Below are 18,915 nucleotides of genomic sequence, written 5' to 3'. Positions count from 1 at the left end.
CTCCTTTACTTTAGTCAGTAAAATAACTGTAGCATGAAATGACTGGAAGATGGTGTTGAAATAAAAGAAAGAAGGGGATTTGGGAATGGAAATATTGTATTTCGATACATTAACATATGCGCAAGGGGATATGTATGTTGTTGCTTCAGATAAAGGACTAGTTTATATAGGTACACCAAATGCATCATTCGATGAAGTAAAGGAGTGGGCTAAAAAACCATTTAAAGGATATTGTTTTGAAGAGAATTCAGAAACGTTGCTCCCATATAAAGAGCAATTAACAGCCTATTTTAAGAAGGAGCTTATTGAATTTAATCTTCCAATCCATGTGAAAGGGACGGCATTTCAATTAGCGGTGTGGGATGCATTAAAAGAATTACCCTATGGTACAACAACAACTTATGGAAATATTGCTCAACGCATTGGTAATCCCAAAGCGGTTCGAGCTGTAGGGTCTGCTATTGGAGCAAATCCAATCCTGGCGATTATTCCATGTCATCGGGTCATTGGTAAAAATGGTCAATTAACAGGCTTCAGAAGCGGCTTAGCTATGAAACAATTTTTACTTGAGTTAGAGAAAGAATCAATGGATTGAAGCGAAATAATTTCTTGTAAATGTTAGTATCTTCTTAAATCGTGGAAAGAGCGCTTTTTCTATAGATTTGATCACTCCAAACAAAGTATCCTACCTCCTCTGTAAATGAAGGTTTCCGATGTAGGAGTGCGCCAAAAGAAATCTGCCCCCATTATCCAGAGATAAAGGAGCAGATGTTTCTACTAGCTATACATGTTGTTCTTCTTGAACATTGTTCTGAGCTTTACCGAAATGTGTTAAACGATGAGCGAAGGTTTCGCCTCGTACAGCGGAGCTTTTGAAAATATCTTGGTATTCGTAGGCAGGCGTTCCGTGTTCCATTACATCTAATCCAGCTATTTCTTCTTCAGCCGTTACTCGTAATGGGACAAATGCTTTGATGATCAATAAACCTGCTGCTACAGATACACTAACCCAAGCAATAGTAGCAATAACGCCGATTGCTTGAATGCCTAATAGACCAAAACCCCCACCATAAAATAAGCCTTGCCCACCAATATCAAATAGGCCAACTGCCAGTGTACCCCAAATACCACAAATACCATGAACAGCAATTGCTCCAACAGGATCGTCAACTTTTAGCTTCCACTCTAGGAAGCGAACACCTTCCACAAGTAAAGGTGCAGCAATTAAGCCGATGATAAGTGAGCCAAATATGCTGACATTCGCTGCACCAGCAGTAATCCCTACAAGCCCAGCTAATGCACCATTTAATGTAAGAGAGCCATCGATATGTCCGTATCGAAATTTTGTATAGAAAGCAGTGGCAACGACACCAGCTGCAGCTGCAAAAAACGTATTAGCAATAACACTAGGAACTAGCTCTGGATCAGCAGCTAATGTAGAAGCGCCATTGAAGCCGAACCAACCAAACCAAAGTAAAAATACGCCTAATGCACCTAAAGGAATGCTGTGTCCTGTAATAACATTTACTCGACCATTTTCATATTTGCCTAGTCGAGGTCCAACCATAACTGCTGCGACAAATGCTGCAACAGCACCTGTTAAGTGGACAACTGTCGAGCCAGCAAAATCAACAAAACCTAAATCTGTTAACCAACCTTGACCACTCCAAACCCAGTGGCCTACTACAGGATAAACAACTAAAGACATAAGTATAATAACGCCAACATAAGCAAAAATATTAGTACGTTCTGCAACAGCCCCCGATAAAATAGTTGCTCCAGTTGCAGCAAACATCGTTTGGAAGATAAAGAAAGAAAGATCATCTACTCCTTTTAAAGCAAAGCCACTTGTGCCGAAAATGCCACCTACTGAGTCTCCGAACATAATGGCATAGCCACATAAAAAATAGACGATCCCACCAAGAGAAATGGTAAGAAAATTCTTCATGATGATATTGACTGCATTTTTTGAGCGGGTAAATCCAGCCTCAACCATAGCAAAACCTGCATGCATAAAGAATACTAAAATAGTGCCAAGCATCACCCAAATTAAATTAACAGATAATAGTACTTCATCCATCTATATCGCCCCCTTTATTCTACTGCAATCGATCCGACTTCTTTTGTTCGGATACGAATTGCTTGTTCTACTGGATAAATAAAAATCTTCCCGTCCCCAACTTTACCGGTTGCTGCTTCACGCAATAAAATCTCTACAATGGCATCAACTTTGCCATCGTCTACAATCATTTCTAATTTTAATTTAGGTAAAAATTCAATTTCATACGTATTGCCGCGGAAGAGTCCTGTTCGACCTAGCTGACGACCACAACCAGCGATTTCAGAAACGCTTAACCCTGCAATTCCTTCCTGTGCAAGACCATCCCGAACAGCTCCAAAAACTTCAGGACGAATGATTGCTTCAATTTTTTTCATGTGTACCAGCTCCTTGCGTAAATTTAATTTACATGTTAAAACGGTATTAAAAACAGTGCAATTGTTTTTTTGAATTCTGTGTAAGGTTAGTTTACACAGAATATTTCTAGTCCCGAAGTATTTTAGAAAAAAGCTTTTTATAAAGGGAATGAAAGCGGTACTAAAATTTGTGTCTAAAATGTGAATAGTTCTAAATTTTCTGACTATTAATGTTAGAAAACCTAACATCTATAAGTGGGAATGTAATACGCAAGAATTTGGGTATATAGTGTATACTAGGACTAATTATCAAAGCGGAAGAAGGGGTTTCTTTTGAGATCGAACTATGCAGATGATAGCTTAGCGCTACACACAGACTTATATCAAATCAATATGGCAGAATCCTACTGGGCGGATGGCATACATAATAAAAAAAGCGGTTTTTGAATTGTATTTTAGAAAATTACCTTTTGGTAATGGCTATGCCATATTTGCTGGGTTAGAGCGAATGCTTGATTATCTACGTGATTTTCATTTTAGTGAATCGGATATTGCGTATTTACGTGATGAAGTAGGTTATAAAGATGACTTTATACAGTATTTAAAGAACATCCGATTTACTGGAGAAATGTATTCCATGGTAGAAGGGGAACTGGTTTTCGCTAATGAACCAATCGTCCGAATTGAAGCTCCATTAGTAGAGGCGCAGCTAATTGAAACAGCCTTACTTAATATTGTTAACTATCAAACATTAATTGCTACAAAGGCTAGCCGTATCAAGCAAATTATTAAAAATGAAGTGGCAATGGAATTTGGTACAAGGCGTGCACAAGAGATGGATGCTGCTATTTGGGGAACACGTGCCGCGTTTATCGGTGGTTTTGCTTCCACAAGTAATGTTCGAGCAGGTAAACTTTTTAAAATTCCTGTCTCTGGTACACATGCCCATGCATTAGTACAAGCTTATAAAAATGATTATGATGCATTCCATGCTTATGCAAAACGTCATCGCGATTGTGTGTTTTTGGTAGATACTTATAATACATTGAAATCAGGGGTGCCAACTGCAATTAAAGTAGCTAAAGAGCTAGGAGACAAAATTAACTTTATTGGCATACGCTTAGATAGCGGCGATATTGCTTTCTTATCAAAAGAAGCTCGTCGTATGTTGGATGCTGCAGGCTTCCATGATGCCAAAATCATTGTCTCAAACGATTTAGATGAATACACCATCTTAAATTTAAAAGCTCAAGGAGCAAAAGTGGATGTTTGGGGAATTGGTACAAAGCTTATTACAGCTTACGACCAGCCTGCGTTAGGTGCAGTATATAAAATGGTGGCTATCGAGAATAGCGAAGGGCAACTTGAAGATACAATAAAAATCTCAGCTAATGCGGAAAAGGTATCAACGCCAGGCTTGAAAAATGTCTATCGTATTATCGATAAAAAGAATGGGAAGGCAGAAGGAGACTACATCACAATGCACGATGAAAATCCTCAAGCTGAGGAACGTATCAAAATGTTCCATCCGATTCATACGTTTGTCTCAAAGTTTGTCACAAATTTTGAAGCAAAAAATTTACATCAGCATGTTATTAAAAATGGAGCGATCAATTATCAAAACCCTACATTAGAGGAAATGCGTGATTACGCGGCGGAGAATTTAGAGCTGTTGTGGGATGAATATAAGCGTGCGATGAATCCTGAAGAATATCCGGTCGATCTCAGTCAAAAATGCTGGGATAATAAGATGCGTAATATTGAAGAAGTGCATGCGATGGTTAAACGAATGTAAAAAGGAGTGACGGGTGCAATGACTTTACAGCAACAAATTATTGAGGAATTACGCGTACTGCCTAACATTGATGTACAGAGGGAAATACGTAAATCAATTGATTTTTTAAAGGAATATGCAAAACGCTATAGTTTTGTAAAAGGTTTTGTTCTTGGTATTTCTGGTGGTCAAGATTCAACATTAACAGGAAAACTAGCGCAGTTGGCTATTGATGAATTAAATGCAGAAGAGGGAGAAATGAAGTATTCGTTTTTCGCTGTACGATTACCATATGGCGTACAAGCTGATGAACAGGATTGCCAAGATGCCATTGATTATATAAAGCCAACGAAGGTTTATACAGTAAATATAAAAGACGCAGTGGATGCTAGTGTGAGAGCTCTAACAAATGCGGGGGTTGAGCTGAATGACTTTGTGAAAGGGAATGAAAAGGCTCGTGAGCGTATGAAGGTCCAATATTCAATTGCTGCAATGAATGGAGCGGTTGTATTAGGAACAGATCATGCTGCGGAAGCTATTACAGGCTTCTATACAAAGTTCGGGGATGGTGGAGCAGACTTAATGCCAATCTTTCGTTTAAATAAACGACAAGGAAAGCGATTGTTAGCAGAACTTCAATGCCCTGAGCATCTTTATAAAAAGGTGCCTACAGCAGACTTAGAAGAAGATCGTCCCTCATTGCCAGACGAAGTGGCGCTAGGTGTGTCGTATGATCAAATAGATGATTATTTAGAGGGGAAAGAAATTCCAGAAGAACCTCGCCAAAGATTAGAAGAGTATTATTTGCGTTCCCAACATAAACGTCATATGCCAATTACAATATTTGATGATTTTTGGAAGTAAGATGAGCGAAAAGGGTTATAAAGAAAGTGGTTTCACTTTTAAAAATAGCTCTTTTCGCTCTTTTTTTATGTATTATGGTTCTATGTTGTTAATTGTCAGCATATAATGTCGATATAATTACCTATAAGGATAATAAAATGTAGGGGAGGGTAACTTTTTATGAGGACTTCTAGAGTGAGTGCAACGACAAGTAGTGTTTTTCGGCAGGAACAACAGTATTTACATGCTGGTGATCTCAGCCATAACTTTGGGCAAAATCCACAAAAGCAATTTCGGAATAGATTACAAAAAAATAAAGAGAAAACGTACAATTCAACAACTGTTTCTGTAAATTCACAACAGCAGCAACCGATTACACCTATCCATGTAGATAGCGCTAGTGATTTGGAGATTCGCCGTGAATTAAATGAAACGGCATTAAAGCTCAGTCGTTTAAACAAACAAAAGAAGCGACTCAATAGTTATCGTTCTTCCATATAAGCCAAACTCTCCACATCAGTGTGGGGAGTTTTTATTTTTGAGGAGAAGTAAATAAAAGCACTAAATTCAAAATATTTGAAGTGAAGATGTTCATGGAATGTTCAAGGTAATTTTTCCATTTCTTCACAGCAATTTTTAACTAATTTCACAACTAATCTGTAATGTAGGATATGGCAACAGAAAACTAAACTTGGAGGATAAAGTTGTGAAAAAATTATGGTTACCTGCACTAATATTATTATTTGTACTTGCAGCTTGTGGTAGCGAAAAAAAACAGGTAGAAGAAAAGGGAATTGAACAAGAAACTACGAAAAACGAATCAGAAACCGTGCAAGTTGCTTCACTAGTAGATACACGGTTACAAGAGCCAGAAGAAGATACAATTTGTGAAATGTGTAATATGAAAGTTTATATGAAAGACCATGAGATGGGTGTATTTTCAGCACAGGCAATAAAAGAAGATGGAACAATCGCTTTTTATGACGATATTGGCTGTTTATTAAATGCAGAGGTTGCTAATGAAGAAAAAAACGAAAAATTTGTACGTGATTTTGTGACGAAAGATTGGGCAAAGATTGAAGATGTAACAATTATAAAAACGGAGCTGAAATCGCCGATGAACTGGGGCTATATTTATTTCGTGGACAAGGCTGAAGCAGATAAATATATGCAAGAAAATTCGAAAGCTTATGTGGAGGAACTACAAAAAATTAAAGATGATGCATTGGAGAGACGTAAGAAAATGATGCAAAAAAAGGCTGAGGATGAAAACGATGCATCTGGTTCTGTGCATTCGAATGAGATGAATCAAGAAGGGCACAGTTATTAAATCATAGACTAGGGGAAATCCTCTAGTCTTTTCTTGCTGAGTAAGGAGGTGGAAAGTGATGAAGCAAATGATGTTGTTCTTTTTGTTTTTTCTATTTACAAGTCAAACGGCGTATGCAGAATTTGATATTCAATATGCTATCGATCAAGCAAAAGCTGGAGATAGTATTCATATTCCTGCTGGTCGTTACCAAGGGAATTTCATTGTGAAAAAACCGATCAAACTGTACGGACAAAAAGGAGCTGAGCTTTATGCTCAAAATGATGAACCTGCATTAAAAATTGAATCTGCATCGAATGTTTTGATAGAAAATATAAGAATAACAGCAAAAAATCAAGGAATTGTTGCTAATGAGGTGGAGAATTTAGAGCTAAGAGCTATTGAATTAAAAGATATCCGCGTTGGTATACATCTTCAACATTCAAGGCATATTCGAGTTTTGGAAAATAAGATCATTGGAAATGAAACACACTTTGCTGAAAAAGGAAATGGAATTGCAGTTTTTAAAAGTGAGGATGTTGTGATCGATCAAAATACGATCGAACATGTCCAAGATGGTATATACGTTGAAGAAGTGACGCGAATGGATGTAAAGCGAAATAAAGTAACAAATAGTCGATATGGAACACATTTTATGTATTCAAGTGGTGTGAAGGTGTTGTTCAATACGTATTCACACAATGTTACAGGTCTTATGGTGATGATGACTACTAATTTAGAAATAAGTAGTAATACAATCAGTACTCATAATGGCTTCAATAGTTATGGACTTATGATGTATGACACACAGGAGGCAATGATAAGAGAAAATAGCTTTCTACATAATCGTGTAGGGGTAGCGTTGCAGAAGAGTTCAGTGATTCAAATACATGAAAATCGCTTTCAGATGAATCAAACTGCATTAGAAGGTACAAAAGTCGATGCGCGTTCAACCATTATGGATAATCAGTTTACAGGCAATATATTAACAGCAAGGTCAGACAATCAGGGATTACGTTTAATTCATAATTTTTATGATGATTATACAGGGCTAGATGTTACAGGTGATGGTTTTGGAGATGTTCCATATGTGGCTGTGTCGAGTTTTGGACAATGGATGGTGAGACAGCCAGTTTATCAATTTTTTGTGGCATCACCCAGCGTTGTTATCCTGACGTCACTAGATCAACAGATTAATAAAACAGAACGAAATCTACTGGTAGATAATGAGCCAAAATTACTGAGCAATAGGAAAGAGATAGAGTTTTCATTAGATATCCTACAAATAATGATTGGTTTTATCGTGTTTATGGGAAGTTTGTGGCTTTGGAAAAGGGGGGGACGAGTATGACTAGATGGATAATGATACTAATTATATGTGGCGTTATTTTAGTGGGCTGTGGTGAAAAAGCATACCATCCACGTGAAATTAATAGTGAAACAGATGTTTGTAAAGTTTGTAATATGAGTATTGTTCATAATGAATACGCAGGGCAGATTGTTTTGAAAAATGGAGACGATGAGATTTTTGATGATATTGGATGCTTGATGGATTACCTTGAGCTAAATGGCGATGATGAAGTTGGGGCAGCCTATATTAAAAATAAAGCAACGAATGAATGGATTGATGTTTATAAAGCGATTTATGTATACAACAAAAATTATTGGACGCCTATGAACTATGGCGTTATTGCATTTGCTACAAAAGACGAAGCGCGAGAATGGATGAATGATGAAGGAGAAGGTCAACTATTAGTCTATCGTGATTTGTTGACATTGAATTGGGGGATTCATGAGTGATGTTTGTAAAAATAGAGCTGAAGCAGATTTTAAGAAGTCGATGGATGCAACTTGTAGCCTTTCTTTTTACGTTTGTTTTCGTTGCCATTATCGTCATTCAACAGATGGCTTTGCCAGATATTGAAGGCTTTACACGGCAAACTGCATCGTTTTTAAGTGTGTTGTTATTTCTGCTGCCGCTATTTATCCTCACCATTGGTAGTATGAGTGTAGCTGGTGACATAGAGTCAGGTTGGTTATCGTTATTAAAAACATATCCTATGAAACGGATGCAATATATTACAGGCAAATATGTAGCGACAGCACTTGCGTTTTTATTAGTAATAGTAGTGGCATTTGGTTTTGTATTAGCCGTAGGTGGGTTACTAGGTGGGGTACGGTTACCAATTGTTTTAGTTATGCTTACACTATTATGTATTATTATCTTTGTGTCTTTAGGAATCTTGCTAGGGGTATTTGCAAAAACAAGATTATTTGCACTTGCATTATCACTTGTAGTATGGTCCTTACTTTTATTGCTCATATCGTATGCATTAATGGCTATAGGCGCAGTTGTTCCTGGGCATCTTTTACAAAAGTTTATCATCATAACGATACATATTAATCCAGTTGAATGGCTGCGCTTCGGCTATTTTATATTTAGTAATCAAGCTAGTGTGCTTGGTCCAGCCTTTTATGATGTTACGAGGTTTTACTTATCACCGCTTGGTCAGGTGGTGTATGGAATAATAACAATACTCTGGATTGTACTACCGTTAATGCTTGCTACGAAGCTGTTAAAGGAGGGGGAGCGGCGATGATTCTGTTAGAGGGAAAAAATGTAGTCAAGGTTTATGAAAATGATAGGGGATTAAAAGAAGCCTCCTTTCTGCTGCAAGCTGGTCGAATTCTAGCGTTGGTTGGAGGAAACGGGGCAGGAAAGAGTACTTTGATTCGTTTGTTAACGGGTCAAGAGAAAGCGCAATCTGGTGAAATAATATGGCATCAACCACAAACAATACGTTTTATGCCTGATGATGTAAACTTTCCAACTATGCTAACTGCATCTGAAGTATTAGAGCTGTTGGCATCTTTAAAAGAAGTAGATAGTTATGAGCAAGAGAATGTTCTGAAGCGTGTTTCCTTGTGGGATGTTCGGAAGCAAAGAGCTAAACACTTTTCTAAAGGGATGCTCCAGCGCCTAAACCTAGCTCAAAGCCTACTTGGTAACGGGTCATTGCTAATTTTAGATGAGCCAACGAATGGTCTAGATCCCTTTTGGATAGCACAGTTGAAAAACATGATGTTGGAGGAGAAGGAAAAAGGCAATACCGTTATCTTCTCTACTCATTTGCTGTCTTTTGCGGAAGAAATAGCGGATGATCTATTAGTTTTACATGAAGGGGAAATTATCATTTCTGGGGCGATAACTGAAATTTTCTTACAAGAAAATTCTACATCTTTAGAAGAAATATGGTTAAAAAGATTGAATTTGTAACATTCTAATGATTAATGACGTTATATAATAAGGGTTAGGCTTGTTTGGGTATTATCAAACAAGCCTTTTTTATGAATGTTCATAGGAAGTAGAAGTTTCAGATAATTGTTTTACAGGACAGATTTCGCTATGCTTAGATTAAGTTTGCTTGCAATTCACACAATTGCTTGATGGAATGGGAGGCTTTTCGATTAATGAATGCTCAAATACAGAATGTTTTAGAAAATATAGAAAAAGTAATGATTGGTAAAAGAGAAATTGCCGAGCTCAGTATTGTCGCATTATTGGCAAGAGGGCATGTTTTGTTGGAGGATGTACCTGGAGTAGGAAAGACAATGATGGTGCGAGCACTTGCAAAATCTTTTGATGCACAATTTAAGCGTATTCAATTTACGCCAGATCTATTGCCATCAGATGTAGTCGGTATTTCTATTTATAATCCAAAGACAATGGAGTTTGAATTTCGTCCTGGTCCAATCATGGGGGATGTTGTACTAGCCGATGAAATTAACCGAACGTCTCCGAAAACTCAATCAGCCTTGTTAGAGGGAATGGAAGAGGCTTCTGTTACTATTGATGGGAAAACGTTGATAATCAATCAGCCATTTTTTGTTATGGCTACACAAAATCCCATTGAGCATGAAGGTACCTATCCTTTACCTGAAGCACAACTAGATCGATTTCTCTTAAAGATAAAAATGGGCTATCCATCTAGGGGGCAGGAAGTTGAAATTTTACGAAGAGCTGAGAATGGTAAAGCCATTGAAAAAATCGAAGCGGTATTATCGGTAGCGCAATTAATCGAATTACAGGAACTTGTTCAAGGTGTGTATGTAGAAGATTCTGTTAAAAATTATATGGTGGAGCTTGCTACCCTAACAAGGGAAAATAATTATGTCTATTTAGGTGTGAGTCCTCGTGCCACAATAGCACTAATGAAAGCTTCTCAAGCTTACGCATTTTTGAAAGGGCGAAGCTATGTTACCCCTGATGATGTTCAATATTTAGTGCCATTTGTTTTTAGTCATCGTTTAGTTTTAAAACCAGATGCACGCTATGATAATGTGACGGCAGACGAAATTATCCAGCGTATCATTGCTAAAACACCAGTTCCGACAAAGAGGTTTGCAGAACAATGAGGCGATGGAAAGCTTTTGTAGAAAAAAGTAAACATTTCCTATTAATCGCTTTCTTGATGATCGTAACATTTTGTTATGCAATGTTCCAAGGTGGATTTGTGAGCTGGTTTGTATTTTTTACGGTTAGTCCGTTTTTAGTGTATGCATGTATGTTCTTTATCGTTAGAGAGGATATTTTACTAATCGAACGTAAGATTGACCCGATTCATATAGAACGCGGTCAATCAGCGAAGGTGCTTATTACGATAGAACGTAAAACACGTTTTCCGTTTGCCTATATCGTAATGGAGGAACTTGTGGATAGTGAGGGATTAGTGCAAGCTAAAATACAAAATGCGAATGCCATTAAGTTCGTTGGATTTAAAAAAGACTTTAGCTGGCAATATGAATTGGAGAATATGCCACGTGGTGAACATCGCTACCTAGGTGTTACAATTATTTTCTACGATTTTTTTGGCTGGGCTAAAAAGGTTGTCGTAGCAGAAAAGGACCAAACTATTTTAGTTTACCCAAGAATACAAGAGATGAAATATGCTGCGCTTCAAACAAAATATGATGTTGGCCCGATGATGTCACCATACTCTATTGTGAAGGACACATCGATGGCTGTTGGATTAAGAGAGTACGTTCCTGGAGATCGTTTTTCATGGATTCATTGGAAATCATTTGCACGTACACAAAAGTTGCAGTCTAAGGAATTTGAGGATCGACAATCATCAGAACTAATGTTAGTGCTAGACGCAACAAAATCCACAATGTTTGAAGAAAAAGTGGAGTTAGTGGCTTCAATGCTACAGATGATCGTTCAGGAACGAGGAGATTTATCCTTTATTTCTGCTGGAGAAATGACGAAAGTATTCCCTGCTATACAGGGGGACAAGCATTTAGATCAGGTCATGTATTATTTAGCTGCGATAAAACCTACGGAGAATGTCAAGTTTCGATTTCATGACCAACAAGCCTTTAAGCAAGTTGCAACACTGCTTTATGTGACAAGTGATGTTTCAGATGAATTACTACATACTCTTGCAAATATTGTGAAAAGCTGTATTTGTTTTGTAGTGGCCAAGCAGCCACCAGTGCAATCTGAGCTGGCGATGCGGTATAAACATATTCAAGTTATTTATGTAAATCCAGCAGATTTCTATCATTTATTCACGGAGGTGATGAGACCGTGAAGCAAACATTAGGAGAATTTTTAGAATTAGCCATAGCTTATGTTATTGTATTTTTCATTTTGCGTGAATGGCTTATTCCCATTATGCAATTAACGAATACAGGTGGGATGCATCTTTTCTTAGTCTTTATCGGTATGTCTTTAGCGCTAAGTCTTTTCCGCGTACATCCTTTGCTATCAGGGTTAGTGAAGTTTGGTTATATTACCTGGTTTATCGTTTTTATCTATAGCCCTAGTCCTGTATTATCTGGTAATACATTGCCTTTTTTATTGGCTGAAGGGAAAGGGAACATAACCACGATTCTAACAGGTGACTTTGGACGGGTTTCAGATGTTTTCAGAACAGTATTATTTCTTGTGTTAATTTGGATGCTAGTTTATTTAATTCACCATTGGGTTTCGGTGCGAAAAAATATATTCTACTTCTTTGCCATGACCGTATTTTTTATTGCTACTTTGGATACATTTAGTGACTATGATGGTAAAGCGGCAATTGTAAAAGTTGTTGTTTTAGGATTAATCATGACAGGTGTTCTTTTTGTCAAGCGTCTATGGCTTCAAGTGGAAACTACAAGTACGGCAATGGAAAAATGGAAAATTGTGATTCCCATGCTAGTAGCTGTATTGCTCATTAGTTCTGTAGCATTCTTTTTACCAAAGACTGGACCAACATGGGCAGATCCTGTGCCCTTTATCCAAGGTGTTACTGGACAAGATGGAAATGGAAATGGTCAAAAATCAGTTGGTTATAGCCAAGATGATAGTCAGTTAGGTGGTCCTTTCCAAGGAGATAATACGTTAATTTTCACTGCCTCTTCTCGTGATCGCCATTACTGGCGCATTGAAACAAAAGATACGTATACGTCGAAAGGTTGGATTGTTTCAGAGGGGAACTTTGGGAAAAATGTTTATGAGTCAAATACACCCATTCTGACTTCTTTACAAGTCGGGCCACCTGAAAATGAACGTCAGATTCAATTAGACATTGCTGTTCCAATGCCATTTTTAATTCAAACATATGGTATGCTTTCTGTTTCGGCTCAAGATTCCACTTTATTTATTCAAGATGAGCAGACTGAAAGAATGAATATAGAACAACAGGTGGGGGAATCGAAATCATTATCAAACTATTCATTGTCTTATAGTGAGCCTGTTTATAGTATGGAGCAGCTCCAATTGTCATATCCAGCAACACTTGAAACAATGGATTCTTCCTTTGATCGATTTTTACAGTTACCAAACCAACTTCCTCAACGTGTAAGGGACTTAGCGTCTGAAATAACGCAAAAGAAAGATACGGTTTATGAACAAATTAAGGCTGTAGAAAGTTATTTTAGAACAAATGGTTTTAAATACGATAAAACGCAAGCTGCTATTCCTGGTGAAAATCAAGACTATGTCGATCAATTTTTGTTCGATACAAAAGTAGGGTATTGTGATAATTTCTCCACTTCAATGGTGGTACTTTTACGCTCAGTAGGGATCCCAGCTCGATGGGTGAAAGGTTTTGCGCCTGGAACTGCAGGCCCTGTGTCAGATGGGTTACGTGAATATCGCATCACGAATGACAATGCGCACTCATGGGTAGAAGCATTTATACCTGGAACGGGATGGATGGAGTTTGAACCGACAATCGGCTTTTCTGGAAATGTCAATATCGATTATGATATCCCATTAGATACGTCTGATGAGGAGGAAGTGGTGCAGCCAGAATCAAAACCCGAGCAGCCACAACCGCAAGAACAGGTAACCGAGAAGGAACAGATGAAATCAACATTTAGCTTTGATGCAATGTGGTTATGGATGAAAAAGTTTGCCTATGTTTGGGTAATAATTGTTGTATTATTCATAATCACGGGTATTTCTTTATTCTTACAGCGTAAAACGTGGATTCCTAAGATGCATGTTCGAGCATACCGTAAAAAAGTAGCGGATTGGTCAAATTTCGATTCTTCTTACCATGTTTTACTGAAGCAATTATCTCGCATTGGTTTGCGCAGAAAAGATGGAGAAACGTTAAGTGCATTCGCAGAGCGTGTAGATGCAGCATTAGAAACAGATGAAATGCAAAAGCTGACGGTAGTCTACGAGCAACATATTTATGGAAAAGACAAAGAAGATGTTGATTTCATGAAGCTGAAAGAAAGTTGGGAATATTTAATCAATCGCACTATCAGTTGATTTTAACGTAGACAAAGAGTAAAATGAAAAAAATTAAATGCAAGGATTGCTTTCATATAAGTTCGATAATAGGGTTCGGATGTTTCTACGAAATCACCTTAAATGATTTCTCTATGAAGGCGGATGTTTTCGTTAGGTGAAAAGTATAGTAAATCACTTTACTTTGCTACGCATTCGCCTTTATCAATATTCTAGAGCTTATGGACGCGTAGAAAGTTTTTTTACTTTCTTCGCGTTTTTCTTTGAACACATGAAAAATATCCTTTAAAAATAATAGAAGAGGTGGAAATTTTGACAGCTAGCCCTTTATTAAAAGAGCAAGAAAAAATCGTTGTATTAGACTTCGGTAGCCAATTTAACCAATTAATTACACGTCGTATTCGTGAATTTGGTGTTTTTAGTGAACTACATCCACATACGGTAACTGCAGAAGAAATTAAAGATATGAACGCAACAGGTATTATTTTCTCAGGTGGTCCAAACTCTGTTTATGATGAAAATGCCTTTCATGTGGATCCAGCTATTTTCGAATTAGGTTTACCGATTTTAGGTATTTGTTATGGTATGCAATTAATGGCACATACAAACGGCGGTAAAGTTGAAGGTGCTGAAACACGTGAGTATGGTAAAGCCGAAATTCAAGTAACAACACCAAACAAATTATTTGGTGAGTTACCTACAGAACAAATCGTTTGGATGAGCCATGGTGACCATGTAACAGAAGTTCCAGCTGGATTTGAAGTCATCGCAACTAGCGCATCTTGTCCGATTGCTGCAATGGCAAACGTTGAACGTAAACTATATGCTGTACAATTCCATCCAGAAGTACGTCACTCTGTATATGGTAATGATCTATTACGTCAATTCGTATTCGACATCTGTGAAGCGAAGGGCGATTGGTCAATGGCAAACTTCATTGAGCTTGAAATTGCAAAAATTCGTGAAATCGTTGGCGATAAAAAAGTATTATGTGCACTTTCTGGTGGTGTAGACTCATCAGTTGTAGCGGTGTTAATCCATAAAGCAATTGGCGATCAATTAACTTGTATGTTCGTAGACCACAACTTAAACCGTAAAGGTGAAGTTGAACAAGTAATGAAAACATTCACAGAAGACTTTGACATGAATCTTATTAAAATCGATGCACGTAAACGATTCATGGACAAACTCGCTGGCGTTTCTGATCCAGAGAAAAAACGTAAAATTATCGGTAATGAATTCATTTATGTATTTGATGAAGAGGCATCTAAGCTTGAGGGTATGGATTTCTTAGCACAAGGAACTCTTTACACAGATATTATTGAATCTGGTACTTCAACTGCACAAACAATCAAATCACACCATAACGTTGGTGGTCTTCCTGAAGATATGCAATTCCAACTAATCGAGCCACTGAAAACTTTATTTAAAGATGAAGTACGTGCGCTAGGCTTAGAGCTTGGACTTGACGAAAAAATCGTTTGGCGTCAACCATTCCCAGGTCCTGGATTAGGTATCCGTGTGCTTGGTGAAGTAACAGAAGAAAAATTAGAAATCGTTCGTGAATCTGATTTCATTCTACGTGAAGAAATCGCAAAAGCTGGTCTTGAGCGTGACATTTGGCAGTACTTTACGGTATTACCTGATATCCGTTCAGTTGGTGTAATGGGCGATGCTCGTACGTATGACTATGCAATAGGTATCCGTGCCGTAACATCTATCGACGGTATGACCTCTGACTGGGCACGTATTCCTTGGGATGTACTAGAGAAAATCTCTGTCCGCCTTGTAAACGAAGTAAAACACGTGAACCGCGTGCTGTATGATATTACTTCTAAGCCACCAGCAACAATTGAGTGGGAATAATAGCAAAAGCCCTAAAAGCCCTGAGAGGTTTTTAGGGCCTTTTTGATTTAATTCCTTCTGAATTTATGGCTTAATGAAGTATCTCAACTGCAAAAATTGCTGGTAAAGTGTTGTATGTAGTAAACTAAATGAATGCACAAGAAATTATACTATTCAGATTAGGGGGGATTTAAATGGAGAAAAATAAACCAATGATTCATACATTAACGGTTGGGATGCCAAAAGAATTGGTTGATAGTAAAGGACGTTCAATGATTACAGGGATTGAAAAGCAACGAGTGCAAGAAGTTTATTTGTCCTCTCAAGGCTTTGAAGGGGATGATGTGGCAGATAAAAAACATCACGGTGGCCCTGATCGAGCAGTTTGTTTATATCCTGCGGAGCATTACATACAATGGGAACAGGAACTTGGAAAAACGTTACCTATTGCTGCATTTGGCGAAAATTTAACCGTAACAAATATGTTAGAAGCAGATGTGTGTATTGGTGATATTTATAAAATTGGAGATGCTGTCATTCAAATTACACAGGGACGTATTCCATGTAGTACGATTGATAGATATACCGAGGCAAACACATTACTCAAACGTTTAATCGAAACAGGCTATACAGGTTTCCTTGCGCGTGTACTTGAAGAAGGGACAATCTGTGCAGATTCAACAATTGAGCTTGTAGAAAAGCATCCTGCACGTATCTTTGTTTTGTATTGCAATGAAGTGTACTTCAAAAACAATGATGCAATCGCTATGAAACAAATACAAGCAGTAGATGCATTAGCAGAAGATTGGAAAGAAAAATTAGAAAAAAGAATTCAAATCTTGCAAAGTAAAGTGATGAGTTAAAACATAAGCTCAAAAGAAGGATCCTCTAGAATTTCTAGGGGATTTTTTCTTTAAACTGATTGGTGGAATGTTCAGTACAAAGCCTCTTTAGTAATGTATTTAATAGAACCTGAACATTAAATAAGAATTTTACACGAACTTTCGTATTTCTTTTTAGAAAAATGTTCGGAAATAGGGTTGAAATCTAAAAAACGAAATGATATATTACGAATGTAAATTAAATACGTCGTCGTATAATGTCGGGGATAAGGCCCGTGAGTTTCTACCAAGTTACCGTAAATAACTTGACTACGATTTAGGTTTATACATAAACGTATAAACACTAATTTGTTTCACACACTAATTGTGATGAAATATATCGTAGACATGCGACTAGTAGAGTAGTCAGCGTGTCTTTTTTGTTTTCGATATTGAAGACGACCACACGGAGGATTTTTTGATAATGAAAAAATATTTCATGTTCGATGAATTAGGAACTAATTATCGCCGCGAAATAATAGGCGGTATTACAACCTTCCTTGCAATGGCATATATTCTAGCTGTTAACCCAGGTATTCTAGAAAATGCAGGGATGGATAAAGGTGCTGTTTTCGTAGCAACAGCATTAGCAGCAGCAGTCGGTTCTTTGATTATGGGGATTTTCGCTAAGTTTCCGATTTCACTTGCTCCTGGGATGGGGTTAAATGCATTCTTTGCATTTACTGTAGTCGGAGCATACGGTATTCCGTGGCAAACTGGTTTAACAGGCGTGTTTTTCTCAGGGATTATCTTTATTATTTTATCTTTAACTGGTATCCGCGAAACTGTTATTAATGCTATTCCAGTACAACTTAAGTATGCAGTTTCTGCAGGTATTGGTTTATTTATTACTTTTGTTGGTTTACAAGGAGCAGGGATCATTGTCGATAGCCCAGCGACTTTAGTCACTTTAGGAAGTTTCACAGGCGCTACTTTATTAGCGGTATTCGGAATTATTCTTTCAGTTATTCTTATTATTAAATTGCGCAGTATCGGTATTTTCTTAGGAATGGTGATTACTGCAATTATTGGGATGATCACAGGTATCATTGATCCTCCAACAGCAGTTGTATCAGCTATTCCAAGTGTAGATTCTACATTCATGGTAGCACTAGAACCACTTGGTGACTTCGGTACATTATTTAACGTGAAGTTTTTAGTAGTAGTGTTAACATTCTTGTTTGTTGATTTCTTTGATACAGCTGGTACTTTAATGGCTGTTGCGACACAAGCAGGCTTAGTAAAAGATAATAAATTACCGCGTGCAGGACGTGCCTTAATGGCAGATGCACTAGCAACAACTATCGGTTCTTTATTTGGTACGTCAACAACAACAGCGTATGTAGAGTCAACTTCTGGAGTTGCTGCAGGCGCTCGTTCAGGATTTTCAGCAGTCGTAACAGCAGTACTGTTCTTAGTTGCATTATTCTTCTCACCATTACTAGCAGTGGTAACACCAGCAGTTACTGCCCCAGCTTTAGTAATCGTAGGGGTACTAATGGTATCGTCCTTACGTTTAATTGATTGGGACAAATTCGAAATAGCAGTACCTGCATTCTTTACAGTGTTAATGATGCCACTTGGTTATTCAATTGCTACTGGTATTGCAATCGGCTTTGTATTCTATCCAATTACAATGTTATTAGCCGGTCGTAAAAAAGAAATTCACCCAATGATGTACGGTCTATTCTTTGTTTTCCTTGCATACTTCATTTGGGTACGTTAGTTAAACAGACACCTTTAATTGTTAGTAAGTTGCTAACAATTAGAGGTGTTTTTTATTGAGTTGATTCAAAATAAAAGAAGTTATTATTTTAACAGTTATATAGAAGGAACTCGGTTTTAAATAATGTGAATAGTTTTACTTTAATGAAACACTTGCAAACTTAAATTTAAGATGATATATTTAAACACGTTGTTACGAAACAAACGGACAACTTAAAAAATATTAACATAAACAGTTGACAGTGAGTTAACATTATGTTAAATTATAAAAAGTTACTTAGTGTAACTAGTAAATGAACCTTGAAAACTGAACAAGCAAAACGTAATCAATAAAGTTTTAAGTAGCTAGTTTTGCTAGTGAACGAAACAC

General features: G+C 37.4%; 16 protein-coding genes, 1 pseudogene and 2 riboswitches. Of the genes and pseudogenes, 15 read left to right on the top strand and 2 right to left on the bottom strand.

Translation table 11 applies throughout. The features are described from left to right. The first annotated feature begins 85 nt into the window (after positions 1-85). The gene (locus EW028_RS21425; RefSeq protein WP_131522326.1) at positions 86-595 is read left to right on the top strand and encodes a methylated-DNA--[protein]-cysteine S-methyltransferase; all 510 of its coding nucleotides are present in this window, start codon (positions 86-88) and stop codon (positions 593-595) included. 186 nt (positions 596-781) lie between these two features. Here the strand turns inward: EW028_RS21425 and EW028_RS21420 are convergent, their stop codons facing one another. Then, the gene (locus EW028_RS21420) at positions 782-2,080 is read right to left on the bottom strand and encodes an ammonium transporter (RefSeq protein WP_131522325.1); all 1,299 of its coding nucleotides are present in this window, start codon (positions 2,078-2,080) and stop codon (positions 782-784) included. Between the two features lie 14 nt (positions 2,081-2,094). Next, positions 2,095-2,436: a P-II family nitrogen regulator gene (locus tag EW028_RS21415; RefSeq protein ID WP_016995352.1), complete on the bottom strand. Its 342-nt coding sequence runs from the start codon at positions 2,434-2,436 to the stop codon at positions 2,095-2,097. Between the two features lie 312 nt (positions 2,437-2,748). On the opposite strand from EW028_RS21415, the pseudogene EW028_RS21405 reads away from it, so the two are divergent. The 14 genes and pseudogenes from EW028_RS21405 to EW028_RS21340 all read left to right on the top strand — a co-directional run bounded on the left by EW028_RS21405 (position 2,749) and on the right by EW028_RS21340 (position 18,546). After that, a pseudogene (locus tag EW028_RS21405) lies at positions 2,749-4,210 on the top strand (nicotinate phosphoribosyltransferase). 18 nt (positions 4,211-4,228) lie between these two features. Beyond that, positions 4,229-5,053, top strand: coding sequence for an ammonia-dependent NAD(+) synthetase (gene nadE, locus EW028_RS21400; RefSeq protein ID WP_131522324.1), 825 nt, complete (start codon positions 4,229-4,231; stop codon positions 5,051-5,053). A gap of 159 nt (positions 5,054-5,212) precedes the next feature. Then, positions 5,213-5,533: an NAD synthetase gene (locus tag EW028_RS21395; protein WP_131522323.1), complete on the top strand. Its 321-nt coding sequence runs from the start codon at positions 5,213-5,215 to the stop codon at positions 5,531-5,533. Positions 5,534-5,738: 205 nt separating this feature from the next. Next, entirely contained in the window at positions 5,739-6,362 is a 624-nt protein-coding gene (locus tag EW028_RS21390; RefSeq protein WP_131522322.1) for a nitrous oxide reductase accessory protein NosL, read from the top strand. A 58-nt stretch (positions 6,363-6,420) separates the two neighbouring features. Further along, positions 6,421-7,692: a right-handed parallel beta-helix repeat-containing protein gene (locus EW028_RS21385; protein WP_131522321.1), complete on the top strand. Its 1,272-nt coding sequence runs from the start codon at positions 6,421-6,423 to the stop codon at positions 7,690-7,692. After that, entirely contained in the window at positions 7,689-8,141 is a 453-nt protein-coding gene (locus EW028_RS21380) for a nitrous oxide reductase accessory protein NosL (RefSeq protein ID WP_131522320.1), read from the top strand. The genes EW028_RS21385 and EW028_RS21380 overlap by 4 nt, the downstream gene beginning before the upstream one ends. Continuing rightward, positions 8,141-8,941 carry an ABC transporter permease gene (locus EW028_RS21375; RefSeq protein WP_131522372.1) on the top strand — a complete coding sequence of 267 codons (801 nt, stop codon included), beginning with the start codon at positions 8,141-8,143 and terminating at the stop codon, positions 8,939-8,941. Before EW028_RS21380 ends, EW028_RS21375 begins: the two co-directional genes overlap by 1 nt. Continuing rightward, complete coding sequence (locus tag EW028_RS21370) at positions 8,938-9,618, top strand: ABC transporter ATP-binding protein (RefSeq protein WP_131522319.1); 681 nt, start codon at positions 8,938-8,940, stop codon at positions 9,616-9,618. The genes EW028_RS21375 and EW028_RS21370 overlap by 4 nt, the downstream gene beginning before the upstream one ends. A 194-nt stretch (positions 9,619-9,812) precedes the next feature. Then, positions 9,813-10,757 carry an AAA family ATPase gene (locus tag EW028_RS21365; protein WP_131522318.1) on the top strand — a complete coding sequence of 315 codons (945 nt, stop codon included), beginning with the start codon at positions 9,813-9,815 and terminating at the stop codon, positions 10,755-10,757. Further along, positions 10,754-11,935, top strand: a complete 1,182-nt coding sequence (locus EW028_RS21360) for a DUF58 domain-containing protein (RefSeq protein ID WP_131522317.1) — start codon at positions 10,754-10,756, stop codon at positions 11,933-11,935. The genes EW028_RS21365 and EW028_RS21360 overlap by 4 nt, the downstream gene beginning before the upstream one ends. Continuing rightward, a complete protein-coding gene (locus EW028_RS21355; protein WP_131522316.1) occupies positions 11,932-14,115 on the top strand; it encodes a transglutaminase TgpA family protein in 2,184 nt (727 codons plus the stop codon). The genes EW028_RS21360 and EW028_RS21355 overlap by 4 nt, the downstream gene beginning before the upstream one ends. 32 nt (positions 14,116-14,147) lie before the next feature. Beyond that, positions 14,148-14,249, top strand: a riboswitch (purine riboswitch). A gap of 157 nt (positions 14,250-14,406) precedes the next feature. After that, positions 14,407-15,960, top strand: coding sequence for a glutamine-hydrolyzing GMP synthase (gene guaA / locus EW028_RS21350; protein WP_131522315.1), 1,554 nt, complete (start codon positions 14,407-14,409; stop codon positions 15,958-15,960). A gap of 173 nt (positions 15,961-16,133) precedes the next feature. Further along, positions 16,134-16,802, top strand: a complete 669-nt coding sequence (locus tag EW028_RS21345; protein ID WP_131522314.1) for an MOSC domain-containing protein — start codon at positions 16,134-16,136, stop codon at positions 16,800-16,802. A 209-nt stretch (positions 16,803-17,011) separates the two neighbouring features. Beyond that, positions 17,012-17,113: riboswitch (purine riboswitch) on the top strand. A 131-nt stretch (positions 17,114-17,244) separates the two neighbouring features. Further along, positions 17,245-18,546, top strand: a complete 1,302-nt coding sequence (locus EW028_RS21340; RefSeq protein WP_131522313.1) for an NCS2 family permease — start codon at positions 17,245-17,247, stop codon at positions 18,544-18,546. Positions 18,547-18,915: the final 369 nt, after the last annotated feature.

The organism is Lysinibacillus sp. OL1 (assembly GCF_004332175.1).
GTDB lineage: Bacteria > Bacillota > Bacilli > Bacillales_A > Planococcaceae > Lysinibacillus > Lysinibacillus capsici.
The sequence above is the reverse complement of the archived record's forward strand: the minus strand, read 5'-3'. Positions and strand labels throughout refer to the sequence as shown.

Excerpts from the sequence above, each read along its gene's own strand:
- EW028_RS21425 (WP_131522326.1), top strand. The coding sequence starts at position 86 with ATGGAAATATTGTATTTCGATACATTAACATATGCGCAAGGGGATATG.
- EW028_RS21420 (WP_131522325.1), bottom strand. The coding sequence starts at position 2,080 with ATGGATGAAGTACTATTATCTGTTAATTTAATTTGGGTGATGCTTGGC.
- EW028_RS21415 (WP_016995352.1), bottom strand. The coding sequence starts at position 2,436 with ATGAAAAAAATTGAAGCAATCATTCGTCCTGAAGTTTTTGGAGCTGTT.
- nadE (WP_131522324.1), top strand. The coding sequence starts at position 4,229 with ATGACTTTACAGCAACAAATTATTGAGGAATTACGCGTACTGCCTAAC.
- EW028_RS21395 (WP_131522323.1), top strand. The coding sequence starts at position 5,213 with ATGAGGACTTCTAGAGTGAGTGCAACGACAAGTAGTGTTTTTCGGCAG.
- EW028_RS21385 (WP_131522321.1), top strand. The coding sequence starts at position 6,421 with ATGAAGCAAATGATGTTGTTCTTTTTGTTTTTTCTATTTACAAGTCAA.
- EW028_RS21380 (WP_131522320.1), top strand. The coding sequence starts at position 7,689 with ATGACTAGATGGATAATGATACTAATTATATGTGGCGTTATTTTAGTG.
- EW028_RS21375 (WP_131522372.1), top strand. The coding sequence starts at position 8,141 with ATGTTTGTAAAAATAGAGCTGAAGCAGATTTTAAGAAGTCGATGGATG.
- EW028_RS21370 (WP_131522319.1), top strand. The coding sequence starts at position 8,938 with ATGATTCTGTTAGAGGGAAAAAATGTAGTCAAGGTTTATGAAAATGAT.
- EW028_RS21365 (WP_131522318.1), top strand. The coding sequence starts at position 9,813 with ATGAATGCTCAAATACAGAATGTTTTAGAAAATATAGAAAAAGTAATG.
- EW028_RS21360 (WP_131522317.1), top strand. The coding sequence starts at position 10,754 with ATGAGGCGATGGAAAGCTTTTGTAGAAAAAAGTAAACATTTCCTATTA.
- EW028_RS21345 (WP_131522314.1), top strand. The coding sequence starts at position 16,134 with ATGGAGAAAAATAAACCAATGATTCATACATTAACGGTTGGGATGCCA.
- EW028_RS21340 (WP_131522313.1), top strand. The coding sequence starts at position 17,245 with ATGAAAAAATATTTCATGTTCGATGAATTAGGAACTAATTATCGCCGC.